The 25,197-nt window shown below is 58.2% G+C and carries 30 protein-coding genes and 4 pseudogenes; 16 read left to right on the plus strand and 18 right to left on the minus strand.

The window, feature by feature from the left end; translation table 11 throughout:
• Positions 1–82 precede the first annotated feature (82 nt).
• Together LQ231_RS24560 and LQ231_RS24565 are read left to right on the plus strand one after the other, a co-directional pair.
• Complete coding sequence (locus LQ231_RS24560) at positions 83–337, plus strand: type II toxin-antitoxin system Phd/YefM family antitoxin (protein ID WP_230174667.1); 255 nt, start codon at positions 83–85, stop codon at positions 335–337.
• Complete coding sequence (locus LQ231_RS24565; RefSeq protein WP_230174669.1) at positions 334–756, plus strand: type II toxin-antitoxin system VapC family toxin; 423 nt, start codon at positions 334–336, stop codon at positions 754–756. The genes LQ231_RS24560 and LQ231_RS24565 overlap by 4 nt, the downstream gene beginning before the upstream one ends.
• Positions 757–962: 206 nt before the next feature.
• Here LQ231_RS24565 and LQ231_RS24570 read toward each other — a convergent pair.
• Positions 963–1,196: pseudogene (locus LQ231_RS24570) on the minus strand (DUF892 family protein); the annotation flags it as partial.
• Positions 1,197–1,568: 372 nt separating this feature from the next.
• Between LQ231_RS24570 and LQ231_RS24575 the strand changes: the two are divergent.
• Both LQ231_RS24575 and LQ231_RS24580 read left to right on the plus strand, forming a co-directional pair.
• The gene (locus tag LQ231_RS24575; protein WP_029620523.1) at positions 1,569–1,832 is read left to right on the plus strand and encodes a hypothetical protein; all 264 of its coding nucleotides are present in this window, start codon (positions 1,569–1,571) and stop codon (positions 1,830–1,832) included.
• A gap of 11 nt (positions 1,833–1,843) precedes the next feature.
• Positions 1,844–2,308, plus strand: coding sequence for a hypothetical protein (locus LQ231_RS24580; protein WP_230174671.1), 465 nt, complete (start codon positions 1,844–1,846; stop codon positions 2,306–2,308).
• Positions 2,309–2,611: 303 nt separating this feature from the next.
• Here LQ231_RS24580 and LQ231_RS24585 read toward each other — a convergent pair.
• Positions 2,612–3,255 (minus strand): annotated as a pseudogene (locus tag LQ231_RS24585) (LysR substrate-binding domain-containing protein); the annotation flags it as partial.
• A 349-nt stretch (positions 3,256–3,604) separates the two neighbouring features.
• On the minus strand, positions 3,605–4,168 hold the full coding sequence (locus LQ231_RS24590) for a DNA-binding protein (RefSeq protein WP_230174673.1): 564 nt from the start codon (positions 4,166–4,168) through the stop codon (positions 3,605–3,607).
• A gap of 188 nt (positions 4,169–4,356) precedes the next feature.
• On the opposite strand from LQ231_RS24590, the gene LQ231_RS24595 reads away from it, so the two are divergent.
• Entirely contained in the window at positions 4,357–4,599 is a 243-nt protein-coding gene (locus LQ231_RS24595) for a type II toxin-antitoxin system ParD family antitoxin (protein WP_230174675.1), read from the plus strand.
• Entirely contained in the window at positions 4,596–4,889 is a 294-nt protein-coding gene (locus LQ231_RS24600; protein WP_230174677.1) for a type II toxin-antitoxin system RelE/ParE family toxin, read from the plus strand. The genes LQ231_RS24595 and LQ231_RS24600 overlap by 4 nt, the downstream gene beginning before the upstream one ends.
• A gap of 165 nt (positions 4,890–5,054) precedes the next feature.
• Here LQ231_RS24600 and LQ231_RS24605 read toward each other — a convergent pair whose 3' ends face one another.
• A complete protein-coding gene (locus tag LQ231_RS24605) occupies positions 5,055–5,996 on the minus strand; it encodes an AraC family transcriptional regulator (protein ID WP_230174678.1) in 942 nt (313 codons plus the stop codon).
• Between the two features lie 91 nt (positions 5,997–6,087).
• Here LQ231_RS24605 and LQ231_RS24610 point away from each other — a divergent pair, with 91 nt between their 5' ends.
• Complete coding sequence (locus LQ231_RS24610) at positions 6,088–7,065, plus strand: oxidoreductase (protein ID WP_230174679.1); 978 nt, start codon at positions 6,088–6,090, stop codon at positions 7,063–7,065.
• A gap of 283 nt (positions 7,066–7,348) precedes the next feature.
• On the plus strand, positions 7,349–7,837 hold the full coding sequence (locus tag LQ231_RS24615) for an Rrf2 family transcriptional regulator (protein ID WP_230174680.1): 489 nt from the start codon (positions 7,349–7,351) through the stop codon (positions 7,835–7,837).
• Here LQ231_RS24615 and LQ231_RS24620 read toward each other — a convergent pair.
• From LQ231_RS24620 to LQ231_RS24635, 4 genes are all read right to left on the minus strand, one after another.
• Positions 7,820–8,845, minus strand: coding sequence for a mechanosensitive ion channel family protein (locus tag LQ231_RS24620; protein ID WP_230174681.1), 1,026 nt, complete (start codon positions 8,843–8,845; stop codon positions 7,820–7,822). The genes LQ231_RS24615 and LQ231_RS24620 overlap by 18 nt on opposite strands.
• Before the next feature lie 72 nt (positions 8,846–8,917).
• Positions 8,918–9,340, minus strand: a complete 423-nt coding sequence (locus tag LQ231_RS24625; RefSeq protein ID WP_230174682.1) for a cupin domain-containing protein — start codon at positions 9,338–9,340, stop codon at positions 8,918–8,920.
• Positions 9,341–9,373: 33 nt separating this feature from the next.
• On the minus strand, positions 9,374–10,126 hold the full coding sequence (locus LQ231_RS24630) for an SDR family oxidoreductase (protein WP_230174683.1): 753 nt from the start codon (positions 10,124–10,126) through the stop codon (positions 9,374–9,376).
• Between the two features lie 67 nt (positions 10,127–10,193).
• Positions 10,194–10,673, minus strand: coding sequence for a carboxymuconolactone decarboxylase family protein (locus LQ231_RS24635; protein ID WP_230174685.1), 480 nt, complete (start codon positions 10,671–10,673; stop codon positions 10,194–10,196).
• Between the two features lie 136 nt (positions 10,674–10,809).
• On the opposite strand from LQ231_RS24635, the gene LQ231_RS24640 reads away from it, so the two are divergent.
• Positions 10,810–11,724, plus strand: coding sequence for a LysR family transcriptional regulator (locus tag LQ231_RS24640; protein ID WP_230174687.1), 915 nt, complete (start codon positions 10,810–10,812; stop codon positions 11,722–11,724).
• A gap of 266 nt (positions 11,725–11,990) precedes the next feature.
• On the opposite strand, the gene LQ231_RS24645 is transcribed toward LQ231_RS24640, so the two are convergent.
• The 5 genes from LQ231_RS24645 to LQ231_RS24665 all read right to left on the minus strand — a co-directional run bounded on the left by LQ231_RS24645 (position 11,991) and on the right by LQ231_RS24665 (position 16,039).
• The gene (locus tag LQ231_RS24645) at positions 11,991–12,344 is read right to left on the minus strand and encodes a cyclophilin-like fold protein (protein ID WP_230174689.1); all 354 of its coding nucleotides are present in this window, start codon (positions 12,342–12,344) and stop codon (positions 11,991–11,993) included.
• Between the two features lie 62 nt (positions 12,345–12,406).
• On the minus strand, positions 12,407–13,081 hold the full coding sequence (locus LQ231_RS24650; protein WP_230174690.1) for a hypothetical protein: 675 nt from the start codon (positions 13,079–13,081) through the stop codon (positions 12,407–12,409).
• A 41-nt stretch (positions 13,082–13,122) separates the two neighbouring features.
• The gene (locus tag LQ231_RS24655) at positions 13,123–13,572 is read right to left on the minus strand and encodes a cytochrome P460 family protein (protein ID WP_230174691.1); all 450 of its coding nucleotides are present in this window, start codon (positions 13,570–13,572) and stop codon (positions 13,123–13,125) included.
• A gap of 176 nt (positions 13,573–13,748) precedes the next feature.
• Positions 13,749–14,861, minus strand: a complete 1,113-nt coding sequence (locus LQ231_RS24660; RefSeq protein WP_230174692.1) for an alpha/beta hydrolase — start codon at positions 14,859–14,861, stop codon at positions 13,749–13,751.
• Positions 14,862–14,920: 59 nt separating this feature from the next.
• Positions 14,921–16,039, minus strand: a complete 1,119-nt coding sequence (locus LQ231_RS24665; protein WP_230175057.1) for an MFS transporter — start codon at positions 16,037–16,039, stop codon at positions 14,921–14,923.
• Between the two features lie 211 nt (positions 16,040–16,250).
• On the opposite strand from LQ231_RS24665, the gene LQ231_RS24670 reads away from it, so the two are divergent.
• A complete protein-coding gene (locus LQ231_RS24670) occupies positions 16,251–17,138 on the plus strand; it encodes a LysR family transcriptional regulator (protein ID WP_230174693.1) in 888 nt (295 codons plus the stop codon).
• A 32-nt stretch (positions 17,139–17,170) separates the two neighbouring features.
• Here LQ231_RS24670 and LQ231_RS24675 read toward each other — a convergent pair whose 3' ends face one another.
• Complete coding sequence (locus LQ231_RS24675; protein ID WP_230175059.1) at positions 17,171–17,791, minus strand: plasmid pRiA4b ORF-3 family protein; 621 nt, start codon at positions 17,789–17,791, stop codon at positions 17,171–17,173.
• Between the two features lie 184 nt (positions 17,792–17,975).
• On the opposite strand from LQ231_RS24675, the gene LQ231_RS24680 reads away from it, so the two are divergent.
• Positions 17,976–18,380, plus strand: coding sequence for an OsmC family protein (locus tag LQ231_RS24680; RefSeq protein WP_132669948.1), 405 nt, complete (start codon positions 17,976–17,978; stop codon positions 18,378–18,380).
• A gap of 302 nt (positions 18,381–18,682) precedes the next feature.
• On the opposite strand, the pseudogene LQ231_RS24685 reads toward LQ231_RS24680, so the two are convergent.
• From LQ231_RS24685 to LQ231_RS24695, 3 genes and pseudogenes are all read right to left on the minus strand, one after another.
• Positions 18,683–18,984: pseudogene (locus LQ231_RS24685) on the minus strand (transposase); the annotation flags it as partial.
• A gap of 63 nt (positions 18,985–19,047) precedes the next feature.
• Positions 19,048–19,689: a LysE family translocator gene (locus LQ231_RS24690; RefSeq protein WP_230174694.1), complete on the minus strand. Its 642-nt coding sequence runs from the start codon at positions 19,687–19,689 to the stop codon at positions 19,048–19,050.
• 104 nt (positions 19,690–19,793) lie between these two features.
• Complete coding sequence (locus tag LQ231_RS24695) at positions 19,794–20,690, minus strand: LysR family transcriptional regulator (RefSeq protein ID WP_230174695.1); 897 nt, start codon at positions 20,688–20,690, stop codon at positions 19,794–19,796.
• Between the two features lie 109 nt (positions 20,691–20,799).
• Between LQ231_RS24695 and LQ231_RS24700 the strand changes: the two genes are divergently transcribed.
• Genes LQ231_RS24700 through LQ231_RS24710 form a run of 3 tightly spaced genes read left to right on the plus strand, consistent with a single transcriptional unit; the run spans position 20,800 to position 22,446 of the window.
• The gene (locus LQ231_RS24700) at positions 20,800–21,522 is read left to right on the plus strand and encodes an SDR family oxidoreductase (protein WP_230174696.1); all 723 of its coding nucleotides are present in this window, start codon (positions 20,800–20,802) and stop codon (positions 21,520–21,522) included.
• A 46-nt stretch (positions 21,523–21,568) separates the two neighbouring features.
• Positions 21,569–22,081 carry a carboxymuconolactone decarboxylase family protein gene (locus tag LQ231_RS24705; protein ID WP_230174699.1) on the plus strand — a complete coding sequence of 171 codons (513 nt, stop codon included), beginning with the start codon at positions 21,569–21,571 and terminating at the stop codon, positions 22,079–22,081.
• Positions 22,078–22,446 (plus strand): Atu4866 domain-containing protein, encoded by a 369-nt coding sequence (locus LQ231_RS24710; RefSeq protein ID WP_230174701.1) that lies wholly within the window; start codon positions 22,078–22,080, stop codon positions 22,444–22,446. Before LQ231_RS24705 ends, LQ231_RS24710 begins: the two co-directional genes overlap by 4 nt.
• Before the next feature lie 597 nt (positions 22,447–23,043).
• On the opposite strand, the gene LQ231_RS27345 is transcribed toward LQ231_RS24710, so the two are convergent.
• A complete protein-coding gene (locus LQ231_RS27345; RefSeq protein WP_356637504.1) occupies positions 23,044–23,367 on the minus strand; it encodes a diguanylate cyclase in 324 nt (107 codons plus the stop codon).
• 307 nt (positions 23,368–23,674) lie between these two features.
• Here LQ231_RS27345 and LQ231_RS24715 point away from each other — a divergent pair, with 307 nt between their 5' ends.
• Together LQ231_RS24715 and LQ231_RS24720 are read left to right on the plus strand one after the other, a co-directional pair.
• A complete protein-coding gene (locus tag LQ231_RS24715; RefSeq protein WP_230175062.1) occupies positions 23,675–24,769 on the plus strand; it encodes a GSU2403 family nucleotidyltransferase fold protein in 1,095 nt (364 codons plus the stop codon).
• Between the two features lie 65 nt (positions 24,770–24,834).
• Positions 24,835–24,999 (plus strand): annotated as a pseudogene (locus LQ231_RS24720) (IS110 family transposase); the annotation flags it as partial.
• Positions 25,000–25,197 lie beyond the last annotated feature (198 nt).

Here is a 25,197-nt window from a genome sequence, read left to right on the forward strand (position 1 = left end):
CAAGGACCCAATTTCCCACGAGAGCATTGCGTATTGAGGACGGGTGTCATACATGTAGGTATGTTCCTACATGGAGGCTCGTATGGGTACCATCAGTTTGACCAGCCGCGAATTGAACCACGATGTTGGCAGAGCAAAGAAGGCTGCTGAGGCTGGACCTGTCGTCATTACTGATCGGGGCAGGCCATCGCACGTGTTGATGACTTACGGTGAGTTTGAGCGTCTAACAGGCAAACGTCATAATCTTGTCGATGCGCTATCGATGCCGGGTTTGTCGGCCATCGATTTCGATCCTCCTCGATCGACTATAGAAGCCCGCGAAGTTGATCTGTCTTGAAATATTTGCTCGATACAAACGTTGTCTCCGAACTTCGAAAGGTCGGCGACGGTAAAGCCGATCCGAATGTAACGGCTTGGATAGGTGCGCAGGATGCCCGTGATCTGTACATTTCTGCGATAACAATTTTAGAGCTTGAGCGCGGGATACTTAGCATTCAGCGCCGCGACATTGCGCAGGGCTCTCGTTTGCGCGCCTGGATGGATGGCCGGGTTCGCCCGGAGTTTGCTGAGCGCACCATTGTAATCGATGATGCGGTTGCTACTCGTTGCGCCCATTTGCACATACCAGATCGCCGTAATGAAGCTGATGCAATCATTGCCGCCACGGCGCTTGTCCACGGGCTAGCGGTGGTGACGCGGAACATTCAGGATTTCCAGGGAACAGGAGTAGTCCTTTTGGACCCTTGGAGCGTCTGAGGTCCGGACCGGAGCTGCTGGTCATGGATCATTACGGCGTTGGCCGAGTTTTGGGTCGGGGCGGATAGATTTTTGGATACAGGCATCTTCGACGAAGCTGCTTTTGACGCGGTTGATGTTTTGACCATCGGTCTCTCCTCATGATGGGGTAGGCAAACAGAGAAAAGGCCGCCCTAATGGCAGCGTCTCAGGAGACGCTGAAATGATCAGGCGGCTTTTTTGCCTTTGGGGTTTGCCGAGGCTTCAGCCAATTGCGTCAACTTCTGGTCCGTCGCTTCCTCTTCGGCAAGGTTTGCCTGAAGGAGAGGGATTACGTCCTTGAGCCCTAACTGCTTTGCCCAGGCGATCAATGTACCGTAGCGCGCGATCTCATAGTGCTCGACCGCTTGCGCCGAGGAGATCAGGCCTGCATCAAGAGCAGCCGAGTTCTTGTATTCTTCCGCACAGCGTTTGCGGCTTTGAACATTGTCCGAATGAACATGGAGGGAGCACGATCGTCAGGACGGTAGCTCGCGCCGCACGCCAGGATATGTTGAGCCGTGGCGCATTCGATTTCATCAAGGCGCAGCCTTCATGCCGGATTACTTTCGGCTGTCGAATATTCTGAGGCTTACGGGATTTTATTGCGATCATGGATGTTATAATCGGCCGGCAGCGTTTCAGCGTCGCTGATTACCTCGCGACTAGCGCTTGCTCGTTGCGACATCATTTCCCATTTGTGCAATTGCCGTTGAATGCCTGCATCTGCGGTGTTTCTTGCGTTTTTGACGGATATGTATTACATAGCTTATTGAAAACTGGTGGTGATGACGATGTCTAGCGTTGCGTTTAAGGTACTGTCGACGGTGAACGCCCCCTACGGGACGAACCTTTCGGCTGAGCAACTCGCTTCGAAGATTTCCGATTTCGCGAGCGTTGAGAATTTCGATGCTTCCGCATTCTCATTCTATTCCGAAGTGAAAGCCGAGCTCCAGCACCAGTTTCTGGATGAGATGGAAATTGACCACGGGGCCGCATCCGAGATTGCTAAGAAATTCTCGCAGCTAGCCGGATACCCGCTCGCTCTAGCCGCCTAAGGGCTGTCCTGATGAGCCAATGGGAAAGTCTCTTCGACCAGTCTGTGTCGGATGGGACGCATGCGCTCAAGATCGTGTTCGCGGGCATTGGTGAAATCCACTACATTTGCGCTCCAAGCCTGACCGACGAGCCTACGTCCCGTGTCACGGTGCGAGGGATCGAAGTTGACCTTGAGACACCGGGCGAGATCATGGCGAAGAAGGTTCATTACCGGGGTGCCTCTCTTCAACCACGCGACATGTTCGATATCGCGTGCATTGCCAAGGCACTCGGCGATGGATACGTTGTCGAAGCTCTCTTGCCGTTCAAAAACAAGGCCGCTGCTGCATTGGCAGTCGCCGAGAGAATGAACGCAGGCCTCGCTAGTACGGTTATGGGGAAGCTTCAGTACAGAGAAGGATATGCAGATATTTCGAAAATTGCACAAGCGAAGACAATCTCGCTTTTGAAAGCGGTGTGCGAATACAAGCCATAGGTATCCGCCGCACCTTCCTCTCCGTTCCCGCGCTGATTTCTCAGCAACCTGGCGACTTCAGCTGTACTGCCGTTCGGTTAACTATCCATTAGATGCGGATCATTGCTGGTTAGCCAGCGAAACCAAGTGAGGGCGGCGTCAGCGAGAGCGGAGGTCCTTGCTGCGAGGCTTGGTGATCATGACCGACATCCCCGCGTGTGAGTGAGCGGTTTCCAAACGCTTAGCGAGTCCACGGCACGTGGTCGACGGTTCGAATCAGTTCAAGGCGAGGCCCCGGAACACACACGGATCACTTACGAGACATCAGGCTGCAATATCCGCGACGTTGCTTTCGTTCGTCCTCAGCATCGCCTCACGGATTTGCTGCCGCAACCATACGCAGCCAAGATCGCTGTCCATCTGAAGCGGCCAGACCATTGCCACGGGGGAGAAGAAAGCGCCAATGGCACCGGACTGACCTCAAGCCCCAACAGCGGGCCATAACGAAGCGCAATGCGCGAAGATACGGTGGCAATCACCGCAGATGAACGCGCGGTGGCCAATATCGACATGAAATCGGGAGCTGCCGCCACGACTTCCAGTTCTGCACCTGCATGCTCCAGCGCATCCTTGACGCAGCCCTTCAGGCTGTCCGTCTGCGAGATCACCGCATGTTGTGCGGCCATATAGGCATCAAGATCCACCGGATTGGGGAGTTTCAGTAACTGCGGATTGAAACAGCACAATACGCTGGACTGATAGAGCGGCTCGCTATGGTGCCGTGAATCCGGCAGGTAACTGCACCCCACGGAAAGATCGATGACGCCCGCATCCAGCATCGCGTCGACCTCGTGCGCATCACCACCGCGGGCGAGAATACGGATGCCCGGCGCGATATCCCGCAACCGCGCCGTCAGATCGGGCAGCAATAGCAGTTCCGACGAACGCCTCACCCGATGGGATTGTCTTGCGCAGATTATGCCTCGCACTTCTGACACTGGAGATTAGTGCATCAGGAAACGCCGCGTGGAGATCGGTGAGGAAATCATCTGGCGACTTGCTGGTCACACCGTGGGGGAGGAGGTTTTTCGCGGGAAAGTCTTTGACGTTCCAAGTAACGATCTCGGAGGCCTTCCCTGCGATGGCCGCTGCAAGGACATGTCGATCGTCAGATCCGGTAGCGTGAGCTCGTGCATCAACGGGCGATAGTCCGCCACGACTGCCTCTGGGAGGACCGCGTTCATCCGGTCGCGCGTGGCTTCCAGACGGTCGATGGACAAACCTGGTGTGTTAGCGGCGAGATTGCGTATCCACTCATCATGTATATCGTCGGTCCAGCGCGCCTCGACGAGACCGTCGAAGGCGCACTGGATCAGGATGTTTCGCAGATGGGAGGGGTAGAGGACGCAGGCGTCGTAGACCGCGACAGGCGGATGAGAGGCCATAGGTCTCGATCAGGTCCTCTGTGTCCTCGGCTAGCGCTTCCATCGCCGTCTGTCGTTTGCCGAGCTTAGACTTCAACGTGAGCACATCCTTCAGCAGGGCACGGCGGTGTTTGCCGACGTAGCGAAACGGCAGATCGCCCCGGTCCATGCGCAAGACGACGAGGGGACGAGAGATGCCGAGAATGGCGGAAGCTTCGCTCGGGCACACTTCTTGGTCCTCGGCCAGTACGGCAACGCGCTCTTCGCGCAGCATGTGCGCCAGAAGGGCTTCAACAGCCGCGGCAGCCGACGGCGGGATCGGGAGCGTCCGCTCCTTGCCGCCTGCATCACGCACGTGGAGTTCCAGCCTGTCGCCTGCAACCAGCTTTGGCAAGGGCGTTGCTGTTTTTTGATCGCGATCTGACAGTCTGGCGAAATGAACAATCTGGCTGGCCATGACGATATCTCCTTAGCCGCCAATACAGCGAGCAGGACCTATAACTGCAATAACTGAAAGTGCGAACTGATTTCAAGGGCGGTGGTAGGGGCGGTTTTTGCAACACCCGTTCGATTCCGCTCAAGGCATTCGAACCTTTGACAAACTTTGCCAAAATCGTATATGGTGCCTTCAAATGGAGGTTATCAATGGCCACGATGAATGTATCTCTTCCAGATTCGATGAAAGATTGGGTGGAGGCCCAAGCCAGGACCGGGCGATATTCAAATGCCAGCGACTACGTGCGCGACCTGATCCGGCGCGACCAGACCCGAAACGACAAGATCGCCGCAATGCAGAGCTTCGTGGATGCCGGGCTCGAAAGTGGTGTTGGCGTCCGATCAAAGGATGAGCTCTTTGCTGAGGCGGTGGCTCGTGCCAGCAAGTCATGAGTTTTAAGCTTTCTGTCGAAGCGGAAGAGGACATTATTGCGATCGCCGAGCAAGGCGTCCAAATGTTCGGAGCGGGCCAGGCAAAGCGCTATCACGATGAACTTTTCGCGTTGCTTGATCTGATATTTGTCAACCCACGCATGGCGCGGGAGCGGGATGAGATTGATCCGCCCGTGAGAATTCATCCATTCAAAGCGCATTTAATCGTTTATCGGATCGAAGACGATGAGACAATTTTTGTGATACGAATTCGCCACGGGCATGAAGATTGGGCTATCAGTTCAATTTAGCGCGCTTCGGATGCAGCAGTCGGATTGGGTTTGCCTCAGGTTCGAATCCGTTCAAGAGCGATATGATGCTGCCGGGGGCCGACCGGAGGCGGTTACAGAAAATGGCGACTTGTTTAGCCGTTGTATTTCCCGGCGCACTCGATCGGACAATTGGCAGGACAGCAGTCACGACCTGACAACCTCACTCTGCTTTTTGTCGCGATACAGGGCACGGTAGCGCGCGGGTGATTGGCCAAGGGCGCGGCGGAAGCTGGCGGCAAAAGCGCTATCGGACGCATAGCCGAGCGACTGAGCAATCCGTGGCAGCGGCTCGTTGCCACGCCGCAGGCGAGCGGCTGCAAGCCGCATCCGCCAGCCCGCGATATAGTCGATTGGTGATGCTCCGACAGTGGCGCGAAATTTCTCGGCAAATCCGGAGCGGGACTGGCCAGCAAGAGACGCGAGTGCCTCAACCGTCCAGCGGTGCGACGGATCGGCGTGTATTGCCCGCAGTGCCGGCGCCAGGCGGGCATCCGCAAGGCCGGCGAGCCAGCCGGGATGCTGTGATATCTGGCGCGCCATATAGGCACGCAGGACATGGATAAACACCAGCCTTAGCAGGTCGTTGCAGGCGATGCGAGCACCAGGTGCTGCGCTGTTCCACTCCATGTCCAACTGTTCGAGCAGCCAGCCAATCGGTCCGGCCTCTTCTCGGTCGATCACTACGACAGGCGGGAGGGCGTCGGTGAGGAGTGATCCGTCGATGGTGTCGAGGTTAACGCTGCCGCCGAGCAGAACGAAATCCCGACCATCGCCCACTGAGACATCGAGACTGCCCCCGGCGAACACCTCTGCCGCCGCTATCGGCTTCACGTTGGGATCGCTGCAAAGCATAAACGCCTTGCCGCTGACCACCAGACAATCGCCGGCTTCAATGCGCAACGGTGCGTCTCCCTCCGAGATCAGCCAGGCACCGCCTTCGCGGATCGCATTGAATTTGAGGTAACCCGGTGGTGGAAAAGCAACAGACCACGAGCCTCCGGCGGCAAATCGCACGGAGAACAGCGCCCGCGCATCGATAGCGCTGAGCACGTCGGACAGAGGATCTTGGATGTTTTGGACGATCACGACAGAAATCCGGATCCTGCAGGCTGGGGGCTCCGAGAACCTATCCAATATAAGGGACGGACACCAGAGCCATAAATGAAGGAGCAACGACATGTCCGAACAAAAACCTATTGGATCTCGTTTCAGCGCATACAGCACGGCGCGCGAGGTCACCGAGGGCATCGATCTTTCCGGCAAGACGGCGATTGTCACCGGCGGCTATTCCGGTCTCGGCGTCGAAACGACGCGGGCGCTCGCAGGTGCCGGCGCTCGTGTCATCGTACCGGCCCGCAATCGCGAAAAGGCCGAATGTACACTTGCGGGTATCGGCAATGTTGTTATCGAAGCGATGGATCTTGCGGATCCCTCATCGGTTGCCGCCTTTGCTGACAGGATCGTTGCGGCGGGCATGCCGATATCAATCCTGGTCAACAGCGCCGGCATCATGGCAACGCCGTTTGCCCGTGATGAGGCTGGGCACGAGAGCCAGTTTGCCACCAATCATCTCGGCCATTTCCGGCTGGTTGCAGGTCTGTGGCCAGCACTTGTCAAGGCAGACGGCGCGCGGGTGATCTCTGTATCGTCGCGCGGTCATCAAATCGGGCCTGTTGACTTCGACGACATTGATTTCAAGACGCGCCCCTATGACAAGTGGCAGGCCTATGGCCAGGCGAAGACGGCGAATGCTCTGTTTGCGCTGGGGCTCGATCGGCGTGGAGCATGGCGTGGCGTGCGGGCATTCTCACTGCACCCTGGCGTTATCCTGACCGATCTCGCCCGCCATCTCAGCGAAGACGAGATCAACTCTTTTGATGTCTATGAAGAGAATGGCAATCGCCGGGTCGATCCCTCGCGCGACCTCAAGACGCCGGAACAAGGCGCAGCAACGAGCGTCTGGGCAGCAACGCGGCCCGAACTCGACGGGCTCGGCGGTGTATATTGCGAAGATTGCGAGGTCGCCCTGCCGCAGGCGGACACGGACGGCACCAAAGGTGTGGCGCCTTGGGCGATGGATCCACAGGCAGCTGAACGGCTCTGGCTGGTTTCGGAGCAGTTGACCGGCTTGTCGCTGGGTGGTCGTCCGGGCTGAGCACGCAACTTACGGCCATTCCCCTGGGGATGGCCGTATCTCCGAAAGATTGTCAGCTATTCGAAGATGCCATCAATCAATTCTGCCGCACCATTTCACCAATAAACTCGCGTACCGTTCCGGCACGGATCGGTGCGATGCATCGGACCGAAATCGATCGATAGCCGTATGATGGACATTTGGCATGCCAGGCCAAATGGTCCATCCAGCAATCGCCTGTATTTACAGCGATTCAAAATAGGGATATCATATATCCTTAATTGCAATCCAAGGTCCCCATCGCATGATCCTCAAAAGCCAAGTCGAATGGGCACTCCACTGTTGCGCCATTCTCGCCGGCCTGCCTGACGGGCGCTATTTGTCGACCAAGGCGCTGGCAGAACTGCACGGGCTTCCGAAGGAATATCTGTCAAAGGCACTGCAGAGCCTGTCGCAGGCGGGCCTCGTCAATACCACGCTTGGCCCTTCGGGCGGCTATCGACTTGCAAAGGCACCGGCGGAGCTGACCTTTCTTGATGTCGTCGAAGCAGTGGAGGGGAGTGGCCGGACCTTCGTCTGCCAGAACATCCGTGCCAACAATCCCTGCCGGCCCAAGGACTATTGTGAGAGTGGTTCGTGTGCGATTGCGCGGATCATGTGGGAGGCCGACGAAGCGTGGCGGACGGCGCTCCGGAAGGCTACGTTTGCAGACCTCGGGAAAACGCTGGAGCAGGAAATCGATCCGGGCATCTGGGCGGGAACGTTCGATTGGGTGCTAAAGCGCGCGGGGTAGAGCGCGGACCGATCCGGGTTCCTCCGTCTTGTCACTCTGACCAGCGACGACGAGATAGGCGTGGGCCGGCATTGCAAAGCCGAGACCATGGGTCGCGCAGTGTTGGCTGACGACATCGATGATCTCGTTGCGCGCCGGCACTCGGTTCGCAGGGCTGGTCACGCGGAACAGCAATTCGACATCGATTGCGATCGCGTCGATCCCCTTGAATGCCACGATTGGCTTCGGCTCCTGAACAATGAACCGGCAATCTTCCAGTGCAGACAACAAAATTGCTTCGATGGCGGATGGCTGTCGGTCGGCCGCAATGCGGATGGCCAATATGACGAGGTGCGATTCATCCGGTCGCGTCAGGTTGGTGAGACTGAGTTTGGCGAGCGCGCTGTTTGGGAGAACAACAACGTTATGTGCCGGCGTCAAGATTTGCGTCGAGCGCCAGTTGTTCTGGATGACGCGTCCTTCTGTGCCGTCGGCTAGCTGGATCCAGTCGCCGATCGAGAAGGGGCGGCCAAGTGTGAGGGCCACGCCAGAGAACAGGTCGCCCAAGGTGTTCTGGAGGGCAAGCCCGAGGATGATGGCCACGACGCCGGAGGTGGCGACGAGCGTTCCGATCGGTGCGCCGAACACGAAGCCGATGATGGAAAGCGTAACGCCCAGATAAACGCCGGCGACGATCAGATCCTGGATCAGTCTCGCCTCCTGCGGCCGGCGGTCGAGCGCAATGTAGAGGCGTACGAAGCCGATCGTTGCCCAGGCGAGGTGGACCCACCAGAGAACGCGCGCGGATTTCCCGAGATAGGCGGTCAGCCCTTCAAGCTCACCTGATGTCACGCGAAACGGGACGATACCCTGCGACAGGAATGTCGCGGTCATTGCTGCAAAGAACAGGATCTGGACAATGAGGCGCGCCGTTGGTCTATCCTTGCCCTGAACATGCCAGACGAGGATGCCGATCACGCCCACGATATCGACGATTGCGAATGCCAGTGCGGACAGGTCAACGGCCATGGCAGGTCACTCCAGACTTAAAGGGCAAAAGGGACCGGATGCGGCGACGGCATCCGGTCCTTGTCGAGAACTCTACTTCTTGATCGCGTAGGTCAGTTCCTTTTGACTGGTATCGACCACGAAGACGGCGAGAAGCTTGGCGGGCTTCGTGTCGCTGCCGTTCTTGCTGACACCGTGGCGGTCGCCCGGCAGTTCGGAGAAGTGTTCTCCAGCCTTGTATTCCGTGACCGGACCGTCATTCACCTGGCTGAGGATCGATCCCTCCAGCACGGTGGCGTAGATGAAGGCGCTGTCCGGGTGCGTATGCGCGTCGGAATAACCACCCGGACCGTATTCTACCAGGACGCCCTTGAGGCTTTTGCCTGGCACATTCGGCAGCTCGTGTTCATAGACAAGCGTGACCTTGGATGCCGAGCCGCCGGAGGCGTCATGCGCGATGGCGGCTCCCGAGGCAAGGAGTGCAATCGCCATTCCTGCAACTGTTTTTCTGATCATGATGTTCTTCCTTCATTGATGCGGAGGGGGATTTCACTTGCGAGGAGCGGTGGCAAACCACTGTTCGAAACCGATCTTGCCGAGCTGCGGATTGTTGTCGGAAACGAGCGTGCGTTCTTCCAGGCGGGCGCCGAAGTATTTGGCTTGCGGATCGGCAACGACCTGTCGGGTGTCTCCCGTCGCTTCCATATAGCGGGCGACCAGTTCGTTCAGCGGGAAGCGCTCCGGTCCGGCTATCTCGATCAAACCGTTGACCGGGGGTTCAAGCGCCACGTCAGCCATCGCATCCGCGACATCGTCGGAGGCGATGGGTTGCACGAAGGCCGGCGACAGATGCACCTTGCCTTCAACCAGGGCGGACTGCACGATGCCGCCGAGGAACTCCATGAACTGGGTTGAGTGGACGATCGTGTAGGGAATACCGGCCTCGCGGATCAGCTTCTCCTGCGCCAGCTTGGCGCGGAAGTATCCGCTTTCCTGGAGCTTGTCCGTTCCGACGACGGAGAGCGCGATGTGGTGCTTCACGCCAGCCGCCTTTTCGGCAGCGAGCAGATTGCGGCCGGAGGTCTCGAAGAACTCCATCACGGCCTTGTCTTCGAAGGACGGGGAGTTGGCGAGATCGAGAACCACATCCGTTCCCGCCAGCGCCTCGGCCAGCCCCTCGCCGGTAATGGTGTTGACGCCGGTATTGGGAGAGGCTGCGATCACTTCAATGCCTTTTGCCCGAAGGCGTTCAGTGGTCTTCGAACCGATCAGGCCGGTTCCGCCGATGATGACGATTTTCATGGTCGTTCCTCCGTCAGTCGCGCTGACATCGTGTGGTTGGTGATACGGTGCAGATGTCTGGCAGGCCTCAGCTGAGGCCGGCCTTGTCGAGACCGTAGAGCTTGTCTGCCGAGCCGGGCACGGACTTGAAGGCGATGCTGACGCGGTTCCAGGCGTTGATGGTCATGATCGAAAAGGTGAGGTCGGAGATTTCCTTCTCCGAGAGCTGGCCGCGGACACGCTCGTAAAGCTCGTCCGGAATGCCGCCTTCGGGCAGTTCGGTAACGGCTTCCGTCCAGGCAAGGGCTGCGCGTTCGCGGGGAGCGAACAGGTTGGATTCCCGCCAGATCGAAACGTGATAGAGGCGAAGTTCGCTCTCGCCGTGGATCTTGGCTTCCTTCACATGCATGTCGAGGCAGAAGGCGCAACCATTGATCTGCGAGGCACGGATATTGACGAGATCGCGGATCGACTGCTCGATGACGCTGTCTTTCAGCGACATGCTGAGCTCGGACACCTTCTTAAAAAATTCGGGGGACTGGGCGGCGTAGTTGAGGCGCTGTGTCATGGTTTTCTCCGTTATTAAGGACTCCAAATATCCTTATGGATATTCAATATCCTTAATTGTTGGACAGGCAACCAAAACCGGACTAAGCTCTCGACATAACGCTTATTCCAAATGGTATGGGCAGAGGGGGAGCAAGATGGACGTCGTTTCAGCGCTAAGGTCATTCTTGCGTGTGGCCGAGACTGGGTCGTTTTCTGCTGCGGCGCTGGATCTCGGTCTGACCCAGCCGGCGGTGTCGCGGCAGGTCTCGTCGCTTGAGGAACACTACAGCACACGGCTGTTCCACCGCTCGACCAACGCCCTTTCCCTCACCGTTGAGGGCGAGCAGATGATTTCGATGGCGCAGAAGGTTATCGATGCTGTGGAAGCGCTGGGCGAAACCGCCTCGGCTGATGGCGCCATCGCTTCCGGAAAAGTCAGGATTAGTCTGCCGGCAGCGCTCGGCCTCTACATCAGCGACCGGCTTCCTGCCTTCTTGAAGGATTGTCCTGGCCTGTCCGTTGACGTCCTCTTTCGCGAACAGTCTTCGGACCTGGTCGGCGAGGGGATCGATCTCGAAGTCCGCCTCGGTGAGGTGTCCGATAGCAGTCTGATCTGTCGCCGGATCGGCTGGACAACAGCCTTCCTTGTTGCCGCACCCAGTTATATCCAGAGGCGGGGTATGCCCAACCATCTGCTTGAGATCCCCGACCACGATTGCATCTGCTACAATCGTGGAGGCGAGGGGCGGTCCTGGAGTTTTTTGAATGGCGCCGACATTCAAAGGGTCAAGGTCGCCCCGAGGATGATCTTCAACAATACCGCGGCGGTGCATCGCGCGGCGCTCTCCGGAGGTGGACTGGCGGTGCTGTCACATATTCTTGCACGTGAAGACATCGCTGCGGGTCGCTTGGTCAAAGTGATGCCCGCCTTTCCGCCTGTACGGTTGCCGATCACCATTGTCTATGCCTCGCGCCGCAATCTTCCGCTGCGTGTCCGCGCTGTTCTGGATTTCCTGGTCGATGCCGTTGGTGAGGATGTATCGATGGGGACGGCCGAGGCGGCTGCGTGACCTCACGGCAGGCCGGTCAAGGCTGACTAACCGCGATGGGGGTCAGCTTGACGGCGGGCCGCGGCGATACATTTTCCCGAGAAAGGGGGACGAAATTCGCGGAAGCCGAGTCTCCTCCCACGCGATATGTTTGGTCCTGGATACCCAAGATAAGCCGGAGGTGACAGCGTGGAATTCTCATTGAAAATCTTCTCCGAACGGTGGGTCGCCGGTTCAGATCCTTTCAAGACTTGTAGTTTGCAGTCCCAAATGCCCATCACGCCGGCTCATTGAGCCTTTTCGATCTTGACGGTGACCTTCCCGGGTCGGTCAAACACCGAAACGTCGCCTTGGACCTGCCCCAGGATCACGATACCGGGCTCTGGCACGCCCCCGTCGCGATAGTAGATGACGAAATCTCCAGAGCTCCACAAACCCAAAGTACCGGCGGAAAATTCGCGCTGACGGGGAGCAGCCGGCAAGGCGGCCGGCAGGTTCCCCGTCTTCTCCTGACGAAGATGATCATCCATTTCGATCGTCAACGGCAGCATCGCAACGAGCGCGCGAGTGGCGTCGTTATCCGCCAATTCTGCGGAAACATTGCCCCAGTCGGACGAAATCAGAATACGGTCCTGCGCCAAGGCGGATCCTCCAGAGTTGAGCGTGAAAGCTGCGGCGATAAAACCTGCGCTAAAAATCTGTCTCATGTTTGACCCTCAATTTTATGAATACGCACCTTGTCGACCTGTCTCAGACAGATCATGGCGTAGTGGGAAAACACTGCCACCCCTGCCATCACAACTGTCCAATGCGCGAAGAAGGGCGAGACTGCAGAGGTGAAATCCCAGAACTCGAGGCTGTAGCCGAACATGAGCTTAGTCGACACGCCCAGCACCGTAAAACTCCAAGTGCCAAGGCCCAGAAGCAACAGGGCAGCCAGCCGCAATATGCCAGCCCTGATCGGCGATGGAGAAAGCCTCAAGACGTTTCCTGTCACCGTCATGACTCGGGTCCAATGGGTTCCAGCATGAACGGCAACAATAATGGCGACCCAGTATGCTGAGAACCAGTGAAGTTCGACGACGCGCACGTTATTGGTGAACTGCGCGAAGCTGAGAACCGACCGTGAGATCAGCACGCTGGTGATGGCCAGCACCGTCATAGTTATCCCAAGCCATATATGCGTCACCAGGACCACCCATCGGCGCGCGTCGTAACGGCCGCTGCGGAGCTTCAAGAACCAGCGCCGGTTCGTGGTCAAGTGCCATCCAAGCAGGCCGAACATCAACGTGCCGAAGATTTCATGCGGACCGTTGTCGAGCCACCAGTAGGCGAGGGCCGATATCAGTAGAGCCGCCATGGCGGCAGGAAGAAGCAATCGATCTCTGGCTGACCGCAACATCGGAGCTCTCACCTCCGTCACAGCGGATCATCGTCGGACATCGCTCCGCTCATCGTGAACATGAACTGCTCGGACTGTTTCGAGCGATGACAGGAGTAGCAACGGGCGACATTCTCGTCGGCCTTAACGCTGCGATCCGGCCAGAACCACTGGTATTCCCACTGATCCGCGCCGGCACCGATCTTCTGGGCCACGAGGTAACGTGTCAGAACATCGCTCTGATAATCGACGAGAACCATATGGGTGCCGGTTGGGACGGGTTGCCCGGCTTTGAGTGCTGAAAGTGCCGCCGGATTTGTCAGCATATGCTCGCGGGTGATCCCTCGCCGAACCGTTGTATAATGCTCGAGCTGTTCCAGCGGCGGAAACGTCACGGAGTTGGACGCTGCAAGCGCTGGGGTTGGCGACACCTCGGTGCCAACAATGAAGTAGCCCGTCAGGACAATAGCGAGCGGCCCAACCAGCAAGGCAGACCGGCGAAACAGTTTCGTAACTTATCCTTCAAGTCGTGCGGTCAAAATAACTGCCGAACCGTCTATCGCTCTAAAACGGGGCGGATCTGGAATTGCCCCAACGCAGACGGGAAGGCCCGCGTGGCGGCAACGAAGCAGAAGCCTCAGGAGGCTCGTTTCTTGCTCGATTTCTATGCGAGGTGCTGATCGAAAAAGCCCTTCAGCTTGTCGAAGGGGATGAGATCGACGCGGTCATAAAGATCGACGTGGCCAGCCCCCTTGACCCAGACGAGTTCCTTCGGCTCGGACGCGCGGTTATAGGCGTCCTGGCTGAATTCCTTCGAGTGCGCCTGGTCCCCCGAGATAAACAGCATCGGCCGCGGCGAGATCGTCTCGATGTCGTTGAACGGATAGAAGTTCATGAACTTGACGCTGCTGCTCAGCGTCGGCTTCGTCGTCGTTTCGCGGGTCACGCCAGCAGGCGTGAATTGGCCACGCGGCGTGCGGTAGAAGTCGTAGAATTCGCGCTGGATTGGATCTGTATCAGCTGTCAGTTCAAGCGTGGTGCCGCCGATGTACTGGATATTTGCACCATCCGATTCAGCCCAGCGCTGTTCGGCTGCGGTCGCGATGAACTGCTTGCGCTGCTCGACCGTCTGCGACTTGTTAAGCGCATCGCGGAAGGCTGCACCCATGTCATACATACTGACCGTGGCAACGGCCTTGATGCGCGGGTCGATCTTGGCCGCGCTGATGACGAAGCTGCCGCTACCGCAGACGCCGAGCGCGCCGATATTCTGGCGGTCCACGAAGTCACTCGATCCGAGGAAGTCGACGCCGGCACTGAATGCTTCGGCATAGGCTTCCGGTGAAACGAGATTGCGCGACTGGCCTTCGCTCTCCCCCCAGAAGGGGAGATCGATCGACATGGCGACAAAACCTTGCTCGGCCATCTTCGTGGCGTAGAGGTTTGCGCTCTGTTCCTTGACCGCTCCCATCGGGTGACCGACGATAAGAGCAGGGCTTTTGGCCGCCCGGTCGAGGCCTTTGGGGAGGTAGAGGTTGCCGGCGACAGACGTCTGGTACTGGGTTTTGAACGTGACCTTGTGCAGGGTCACCTTGTCACTGGTGTAAAAATTGTCTGCGCCGTTGGACAAGTCCTGCGCTCTTGCTTCCATGATATCGAACATCGACATGGCGCCGAGCGCGGCTACGCCTGCGCCGGTCATCTTGAGCAGGTTGCGGCGGTCGATACCGGCGCTTGAGACATGCGTGTCGTCGTCTGGGATGATGTTGTGTGTCATTGGGATATCTCCTGTTGTGGTACCTTAGTGGAATGCAATTTGAATGGATGACCGCTGGTTCAGGGGCGCGTTGACCGCCAGGCCGCCAAGGCCAGCAGGGATGACCCGGCAAGCAGGACTGCGGCGAACAAGAAGGTTGACCACCAGCCAGTGGCGTCGAACAGCACGCCGCCCGTTGACGCGCCGAGGGTGATGGCAAGCTGGATGGTTGCGACCTGCAACCCGCCGCCGGCCTCTGCGTCGTCAGGCATGGTGCGGCTTAGCCACGTGCCCCATCCGACTGGAGCTGCCGTGCCGAACAGGCCCCAGCCGATCAGCAGGGCGGCAGTGGAGGTAGTGGATGATCCAGCGGCAATCAGGCTCAAGGCGATTAGGGCCATCAATAGCGGGATGGCCACGAGAATGGGAAACAGCCGGTTCAGAAGCAGATGGCTCACGAAGTAAGTCCCGACGACACCCGCAAGACCCATCAGCAGCAGCAGGAGGGACAGGGTCGATATCGACACTGCCGTTACTGTCTCCAGAAATGGCCGCAGATAGGTGAACAGCGCGAACTGGCCCATGAACAGCAGCATGACCGAGGCCATGCCGATCGCGACCTGTGTGCGGGCAAGCAGCCGGAAGACATTGGATGATCCCTCGTTGCGCTGCGGTGGCAACGAGGGCAGGCTGATCCACTGCCAGACGAGCGCGACGAGGGCGAGCGGTACGACCGCGAAGAAGGCCCCGCGCCAGCCGATATAGCTGCCTAGCAGGCTTCCAAGCGGCGCGGAGATCGTCGCGGCAATGGCATTGCCCGCGTTCAGCATGGCCAGTCCCTTGGGGACAGACTCCTCAGGGACCAGCCGCATGACGATCGAGGTCGACATCGACCAGAAGCCGCCGATGGCAACCCCCAGCATGGCACGTCCTATCATCAGCACGAGATAGTTCGGGGCAAAGGTGACGATCGTTCCTGAGACCACCAGGATCAGCGAGAAGGACGCGAGAACCACTCGCCGGTCCAATCGACGCGTCAGCCCGGCCACGAAGAGACTGGTCAGGACGGCAAAGATCCCCGAAATCGAGATCGCTTGGCCGGCATGACCTTCGGTAACGCCCAGCTCAGAGGCGATTGGCGACAGAAGGCTGACCGGCATGAATTCCGATGCGATCAGCACGGCGACGCATAGGGCCATCGAAACGACAGCGCCCCAGGCGGCCTTCGGCACAGCCGAGTTGGCAGGCGCCACCGCGTTCGGTCCGGCTTCGCCATCGAGAAATTCTGTGTGTGTGAGAGCTTGCTGTGTCATGGCGGCAATATATGCCGGGTGCGGTTCTATGATTAGTCATTGCAATTCGCTTGGACTTATCGGCCTATGACATGAATGGACGATGCAGGAGGCGGCGATGAAGCGCGAAGATCTCAACGACATGCTCTGGTTTCTGGCGGTTGCGGAAGAGCGGAGTTTTACAAAGGCGGCTGCCAAGCTCGGGACATCGCAATCGACAATCAGCCACACGATCAAGAAGCTTGAGGCCCGAATGGGACTTCGTCTTTTGACACGGACCACCAGAAGCGTCGTTCCAACAGAAGCCGGGGAGCGGCTGATCCGCTCGCTGGCACCACGGATTGAGGAGCTCGAAACCGAGATCGACGAACTGATGGAAATCAGGGATAAGCCGACCGGCTCGGTCCGCATCACCTTGTCGGATCACGCCCTGGAGAGCGTCGTCTGGCCGAAGCTTCGGCCCGTGCTCAAGCAGTATCCGGACATCAAGGTGGAACTGAACAGCGATAACGGCTTCAGGAATATCGTCGAGGAGAAGTTCGACGCCGGCGTGCGCCTTGGTGAGAGCCTGGACAAGGATATGATTGCCGTTCGCATCGGTCCCGATTGGCGCTTGGTCGCAGTCGCCTCTCCGGATTATCTTGAGAAGCGGGCCGCTCCAGAAACACCCCGTGACCTCGTTGCTCACGACTGCATCAACCACCGGCAGGCCCGGGCAGGCGGGTTATATGCGTGGGAGTTCGAGAAAGAAGGTGGAGAGGTCCGGGTCCGGGTCGATGGTCAGCTCACCTTCAACACATCCTACGCAATGATCGACGCGGCCGTCAGCGGGTACGGGATCGCTTATGTGCCGGAGAGCCTCGTCGGAGATGAACTATCTTCCGGAGAGCTTGTCCAGGTTCTCGACGACTGGTCGCCGATGTTCCCGGGCTATTATTTGTATTATCCGAGCCGCCGGCAGAATTCGCCCGCCTTCAGAGTTATTGTCGAAGCATTGAGGGTCTGAAGATCTCAGCAAACCGCGGAACCTATCTTCACTCATTTTTTTGGAATGGCTTTCGGTTTCGGTTGATAAAGCCGCCGTTTAACGTTCGCCCGTAAAGCATTGCGAAGATCTTTGTCCGTCATCGAAAGGTCGAACCATTCAGGATCAAAGTGGCCACCGCACCACCGAATGGTTTCGGCGTATTCAGGATCCTCCCGGTCGGCAATAATCTCCAGAAACCGCTCATAACCCGACACACCGCCGACATCCTCGGGCGGTCGCGCTCTCTTGCCATCGACGCAGGTCCCGTTCCTGGGTGAGGTAGCGAGCGTCAGGAACTCCTCGACGGTGACGGTGTGCCGCCAGCCATCACCGAAATCGTAGTGGTAGCTGAAGACAGAACCTTGTTCGAAGTCCAGCAATCGAACCTCTCTCTGATCGAAGACCCGAGGATCGTCGTCGGTCGCGTCCTCTGTCAGGATTTCGACGTCCCCGTACCGCAGGCCACCAATCCGGAACTCATAGAGATGATAGTTCCACCAGTTGAATGCGGCCTGGATCCCCAAATGAAGTTGCTCCAGGTTCCAATGGACCGGCAGGATAAGACGGCGCCAGATGTCCGGCTCGATATCATCGATGGAAACTCTGACCTGTACAGCGTTTGCTTCGAACATTGCCTGATGAACAAGGTTGGTGGAGGATTGCTGAGAGTAGCCACGGAATATGGCCGGTTTCAAGCTACTGTTGTTCAAGACGATAGTAAGCTGGCGACAGCAGCATCAGTCAATGATGATCCCGCTTGACATGGTCCGCTTACGCCATGAGCTTCCCCTGAAACCACAAGAACGGAGAGAAGGCATGGTTCAGTCGATCGTCGAATTGCGGAATGTCGTCGGCACGGAAGCCGCAGTGGGTTGGGCCGGAGGCCATACCATCGTGGTCGATAGGCCGGAAGGCAAGGCCGGTGGTTCGGGCCTCGGCTTCAACGGCGGGCAGTTACTCGCTTTGGCGGTCGGCGGTTGCTACTGTAACGACCTTCGATATGTTGCCCATGATCTCGGCGTCGAGATCGGAGAAATAGCCGTGACGGTAAACCTGGAACTGGACGGTGTACCTCTTGTCGCCACCAGCGCCGTCCTTTCCGTGAAATGCACGACATTGGATGGGACTGACCCAAAAAGCTTGATCGATCAAGCATGGTCGATCTGCACGGTAGCCAATTCTCTCAATCGTGGCGTCCAGACCATGCTGAAGGTAGTCTGATTGCTGGAGCCATTTCCGGGTCGCTAGCAGCAGCGCATCGTCATTGCTATGTCGCCGGCTTTGGAACCGCAGCCTGTGCTATTTCACGTCGGTTCGGTTCTCATCGAGAGCCCTGACCATGTGTCCGGCATCACTCACGCAAATAGTATGAAAATCGTCCAGAAAAATTTTTCCAAATACACTGCCGGCTTCCATTCGACGATAAAAACCCGAGGAAACTGACAGCGGATATCCCCAGCACCCCATCGTCGCCACGCATGCCCGAGGCGGCATAGCGCATCGGCCAGCTTCGACTTGCTCTAGATCCGCGGCAGGGTCTTTCGCCAGAGGCGAAGAGCTCGGTAGCAACAGCAGCAGATGCCGCCTGACGTGCCGCGCCGCCGCGTCCACCTTCCAGAGCTTTGCCATCAGTTCCGAGGCGTGGAGTTCGTAGAACTTGCGCCTGCTATGGGACCGGCAGCCGGCAGTATCACACCGTGATTTCCACCGTCAGATCGGGCGAGCGTGTCGTAGGCACCATGCCCGTCCTTCTGAAGGATACCGCGATACCCCTTCAGATGCGGGCGACCCGATCGCCAGCGCGACTATCATCGAAGCGATGAGATTTGCGGTTTTATGACCAGCCTTCTACCAGCCGGATGGGGTATCTCTACCGTCGGCCGACGGGTTAAGTTGGAGACTGTGCGGCAGCCAGTTTTGCGCTGAATCCAATAAATACGGCTCCGGTAATAGCCTTCAGGCCGCGGCGGAGCCCGCCAGCTAGGGCGATCGTCCTGAGACGCGATAACAACAGTATCACCAAGCTGAACCAGGCAATGTTTATGGTGGAATGTATCGCAACCAGCATGTAAGCGGCGACTAAAACATGACCCCCATCGTGAGACATGAATTGGGGGAAGACGGCCAGATAAAACATCGACACCTTCGGGTTTAAGCCGTTTGTCAAGAGTCCTTCGAGATAAGCGTGCTTCAACGATTTCGGCCGCGGCTGGGAAGTCCCTCCACCCTGTCTTTCGCGATAAAAGGCAGCTTCATAAAGAGCCTTTAAACCAAGCCACAAAAGGTATGCGGCGCCGATATATTTGACCACGGCGAATGCCATGGCCGATTGCATGACAATGACCGAAAGGCCGAGGATCGAAAACGTTCCGTGGATCCAAAAGGCACTGAAAAACCCTGCGATGTTAGCGAATCCGGCTGGGACGCCAGATGTCGAGACCGTTTTCACGATCAAAGCGCCGTTTGGGCCAGGCGAGGATACGAGAAGGAAGGTCGCGAAAGCAAAGGTGGCGATGTCCTGCCAAGTCATTGTCATTCTCTTTTCGATGCAAAATGGGAAGGCATGCGGGGGCCTCGGGAGTTGGCCGCTAGCGGGGAGGACTTCTCATCATAAACTAAGTCGCCGGCTTCACGCTACAACAAAGCACCGGTGCGTAAATGATCTACCAGCGCTCTCAGTTTCGGCGCCATGTTGCGGCGGCTCGGATAGTAGAGAAAGAAGCCGGGAAAGCATGGGCAGAATTCTTCCAGGATCGGCACCAGTTCGCCGCGTGCGATCGCCGACCGAAAACTGTCCTCCATGCCAAAGCTGATCCCGGCGCCTGCCGTCGCGAGCTTGACCATCAGCGCCATATCTGTGGTCGTGATCGTATCTCCCACTGCCACCGAAAACTCCCGGCCGTCCTCTCGAAACTCCCAACGGTACGGTGCAAGGCTCGCCGCTCGACGCCAACCGACGCAGCGGCGGCTTGCAAGTTCGCTGGGGTGGCGCGGCATCCCGAATTGTTCGAGATAGACCGGCGACGCCACGGCCAGTTGGCGCTGCTCACCCGAGACCGGCACGGCGACCATGTCCTGGGCGATGACTTCCCCGAGCCTCACCCCCGCATCATACCCTTCCGCGACGATATCGAACTCCTCGTCGGTGACGGTCACATGCATCGTCACGTCAGGGTTTTCATCCAGAAATGAGGCGAGCAGCGGCCCGGACAAGAAGCTCTCGGCAATCGACGAAACCGCAAGCGTCAGCCGCCCACGCGGCCGCCCGCGAAGGTTCGCTGCCGCCTCTATGGCGCCTTCTATCTCGAGAAGTGCTGGAGCCGCCTCAGCGTAGAGCTTTTTACCGGCCTCCGTCAGCGCCACGCTGCGGGTCGTACGGCTGACCAGCGCGATACCGACCGTCTCTTCGAGCTTGCGGATCGTCTGGCTGACGGCAGAGCGCGTGACGCCCATCCGGTCGGCAGCGGCGCGAAAACTCTTTTCCTCGGCAACGAGAGCGAACACTGCAAGCGCGTTAAAGTCCGGCAGCATTGGTTAGAAATCCTTACCTCTTAGTTTACGAGTAGATGGCTTATCACGACAATGCCCGAGGCTTATCTTCCTGACAACCGCGAAGAAGCGGAAGCAAGAGGAGAAAGTCATGGACAAGGTTGTTCTCATCACGGGCGCCTCCAGCGGTATTGGTGTCGGTATCGCCCACGAATTGGCGAAGGCCGGTTCGACTGTCGTGCTCGGTGCCCGTCGCACCGACCGGTTGGACGCCGTCGCCGGGGAAATTCGGGCAGCCGGCGGCAAGGTCATGACCCGCAGGGTCGATGTCACCGATCGTGCCGATGTGGCAGCCTTCGCTGAGGCTGCCCGCCGGGAGTTCGGCCGTGTCGACGTCATCGTCAACAATGCCGGCGTCATGCCGCTGTCGCCGATGGCCTCGATGAAGGTCGATGAATGGGACAGGATGATCGACGTCAACATCAAGGGCGTGCTCTACGGTGTCGCTGCGGTTCTGCAGGAAATGACCGAGCGTGGTTCAGGCCATATCATCAACATCGCCTCCATCGGCGCACTGGCGGTGTCACCGACGGCGGCCGTCTACTGCGCCACCAAATATGCTGTCCGTGCGATTTCCGATGGCCTTCGCCAAGAAAACGACAAGCTGCGCGTCACCTGCATCCATCCGGGCGTCGTCGAAAGCGAACTGGCCAGCACGATCACTGATCCAAGCGCGATCGAAGGCATGAAGACATACCGCGCCATCGCGCTCACGCCCGATGCCATCGGCCGCGCCGTCCGTTTCGCAATCGAGCAGCCCGACGATGTCGACGTCAACGAGATCGTCATCCGTCCGACCAGGGCAGTTTTCTAACCAGCCACTCAGAAACGGCCAGTAAGAGATATAAAAGGAGGTTATAATGTTTCAGCAAATCAGGTCTCAAATCGCTGCGGCCGGCGCCGCTTCGCTTCTCGGCCCCTTTCCCGACGCCGCTCTCGCCCAGACTACGGACGAAAGGCGCGAGCGCGGGGCGGCGGTGATCCGCAGCCTGAACAACGGCGTGACGCAGCCAACGCTTGAAGGCATGCGGCGGGAATTCCCGTTCCTGGCCGATGCGACCGAAGCCTATGCACTGGGCGACGTCTGGTCGCGCCCGGGTCTCGACAACCGGACCCGCCAGCTGGCTGCGGTAGCCGCCTTCGCCGCCATCGGTGAAACGGCTTTCATGAGGGTTCATGCCGGCTATGCGCTCAATATCGGCGTGTCGGAGGAAGAGCTAAAGGAGGTCATCTACATGGTGACCGTACCGGCGGGATTCCCAAAAGCGATCGCTGCCTCCCAGGCGTTCCGGCAACTTTTCGAGGAGCGAAGCCAAGCAAACAACCCAGAAGCAAGCCCTGCGACGGCGACAGGTGGGGAGGGGAGCCCATGAGCAATACCCTGCTGATCATTGCCGCCATCATCATCCCCACCGCCACATGCCTGAACGCGGTGCCCCCTATCATTAAGGCAGAGAACACGATGCACTTTCACTCTGACACCCCGACCCAGCCGCAGAAGCATCCCTATATCGGCATGTGGGTTACTGGCGACGGCCGTATTCGCCAGGAACTTCTGCCAACCGGCCGGTATGACGAGGCTCGCGGCAACCGCCGTAGCGCCTATCAGGGCCGCTACGTTGTAACTGGCAATCACATCGACTACTGGGACGACACGGGCTTCACTGCCGACGGCACCTTTATCGACAACGACACGCTGCACCACGGTGGCATGATCTTCTACAGGGAAAAGCCTTAGCTCTGCCAACCGTGCTTTAGCGGCGGTAAGTAACCCTCGACCCACAAGGGAGGGAGGGCTATGAGTGGCGTCTGCACTTACGCGACGCCGCTCCAAAAGGGGCTAGTGGGCATATGCTCAGGCGCCGGCTGCGGATATAATTGACGGCGCGGCTGAGATAGCAAGCATTCCACAGGATGATGTCGCTGACGACGAGGATCAGGCGAAGCGGTAAATATATGGTAGGCGGGGCGACGGCAGCGCTCGCGTGCGCGGTGCGGTGTTAAAACCACGTTCCAACGGCCCCACTTCAGGGTCATGCCGAGAACCCCGACATTCGACTACCCGATCTTTATCTCAACGGCCGCGTCGGATTGCCGACAATATCGTTCGGGTATTTTTCAGCTGGCATCGTGGGCCCCAGACTTGGAAAGAACCGCGATTAAATGGTTTGCGAAAATGGCCGGCGCGCGCTACCGCCGGAGAAGCCGCCAACTGCATAAATGGTCCAACCTCTGCGCAGCCCCGGTGAGGGGCTTCTCCCGCGCCAAGGCAGCGCGACCTGTGCATGAGGGGCCGGTGAACCCGTTTGGCCGCCAAATAGACCAGTCGCCAGCCCTAGGTCCTGGCGGAGCTGGAAACCGAGAAGTCGCCTAAGCGAACGATATTGCGGGCGGGTTCGAGGGGTGAGCCAAACACGCTGTACCCATCCCGGCCCCGACGTTTCGTTTCGTAGAGCGCACGGTCTGCGTTGTCCACGAGGATCTCCGGATCGATCGGGCTCCCTTCCGACGAAGCAGTCCCGATGCTGACTGTGAGACTCAGCTGAAGGCTTCCCCACGAAACGGTCGTGGCTTTTACCGCGCTCACGATCCGCTTGGCGATCAAGGTCGAACAGCAACAGACTGAAGCTGACGCCGTCCCGTTTCCCGCAAATCCCATTCAGGCGGTTCATGAACATCCGGCGATTGGCGATCCCGGTCAGCTCATCCTCATTTGCCAGCTGCTGGACCTTCGCCTGCAGTCGGTCGAAAGCGCAAATGAGAAACCCGAAGTTCCAGATGACGGCGGCAAACAAAAATACGAGAAGATCGATCGATGCGGCCCGATAGAGCTGGAGGGCGGGTTTCAAACCGGTGAGGATAAGCATTTTGCAGCTGCGACGGAAATAACGGAATTCCATCTTGCTGCCTATCCTCTCGATCGTTGTACTGTTTTTGAAAAACAGTATAACTTTGGAGTCGAGCTTATGAAGTCCATCGACCTCATGTACCAGACTATGCTCGCCGAGCTAGGTCAGCGCTCGCTAGACGCCGCTTGGACGGCCGATTTCCCTCCAGAGGGTCGGTTCACCCCTGCCAACATTAAGGGGCGCAAATATTGGTACTTCGACATCCCAGATGGACACGGTGGCACGAAGCGTCGTTATGTAGGTCCTGCTGACGGAACGGATATCGCGCAACGTGTAGCTGATCATAAGCGGGACAAGGACGATTTACGCGCTCGCAGGCGCTTGGTAAATACCCTAATCCGTGAAGGCGGGATGATCTCCCCCGACGCTATGTCGGGCGATATCGTCGAAGCTCTTGCCGATGGGGGTCTCTTTCGATTCCGGGGTATTCTCATCGGTACGGTGGCCTTCCAATGTTATTCAGGATTGCTGGGCGTACGCCTTCCCATGGCTGCAATCCTGACCGGCGATGCCGACATCGCCCAGGACTATGCCATCAGTCGGGAGGTGGAAGACAGTCTGCCTCCGATCGTTGAGTTGCTGCAGGGCGTCGACGCCAGCTTCAGGCCAGTTCCTCATAGATCGGGATCCGCGGCCTCGTCGGCATTTCAGAATGCCGACGGCTACAGGGTCGAATTCCTGACGTCGAACCGCGGTTCAAACGACTTCATCGACCAGCCCGCGAAGATGCCCGCTCATGGCGGCGCCAGCGCGGACCCACTACGCTTTCTCGACTTTCTTATTAGAGAGCCCGTCAGGACAACATTGCTCCACCGAAGCGGCATCCCAGTCGTCGTCCCCGATCCGTCTCGGTATGCGGTCCACAAGCTCATAGTCGCCAGCCGTCGGCATACTGACGGGCAGGGGTCGGCAAAGCGAGGGAAGGACGTTCGTCAAGCTGCGCTGCTCTTTGAGGCCCTGCAGCAAACACGGCGATCAACTGACTTGGCACTCGTCTACAATGAAGCATGGGAGCGCGGGCCTGCGTGGCAAGAAGGTATTCGAACCGGGGCAGGGATGCTGCCGGCACCGGATGCCGAGCGGTTCAAAACGGTCTTAATCGAGGGCGCAAAGAAAAACCGCGAAGACATTGAGCTTCCGTTTGGCGAATAAGCGGTACACGCTTTGCAGGCAAAGATTTAATTCGAAGTAGCAAAGACAAATAGAGTGCCGAGAGTTCGATACCGTTGTCGACATGGTTCTACCATGCGCTAGCGGCCGAAGGGGTTCCAGCAATCTGCATCGAAGCTCGGCACGCGCAAAAGGTCTTGGACGAGACGCTCAACAAGACCGACGCCAACGACGCGGCTGGCTTGGCCCATTTGGCCGAAGCCGGCTTCTACACCCGGTGCCAATCGTGAGCCCGTATGTCCATCTTATCGGGGCAACCACCCCTTACCAGACATCATTTATATTTGGCCTGGGACAATCGCGCCGCGATTACCCCATGTTCAAGGCGAAGGTCCAAAAAAAGCTCCTAATATGTCCTATGCCGCAAAATCAATCACAGCTAGTAGCAAGTTCACCTTCGCCCACTGATG

The sequence above is a fragment of the Rhizobium sp. CECT 9324 genome, assembly GCF_918741265.1.
In the GTDB taxonomy this organism is placed as follows: Bacteria; Pseudomonadota; Alphaproteobacteria; order Rhizobiales; family Rhizobiaceae; genus Allorhizobium.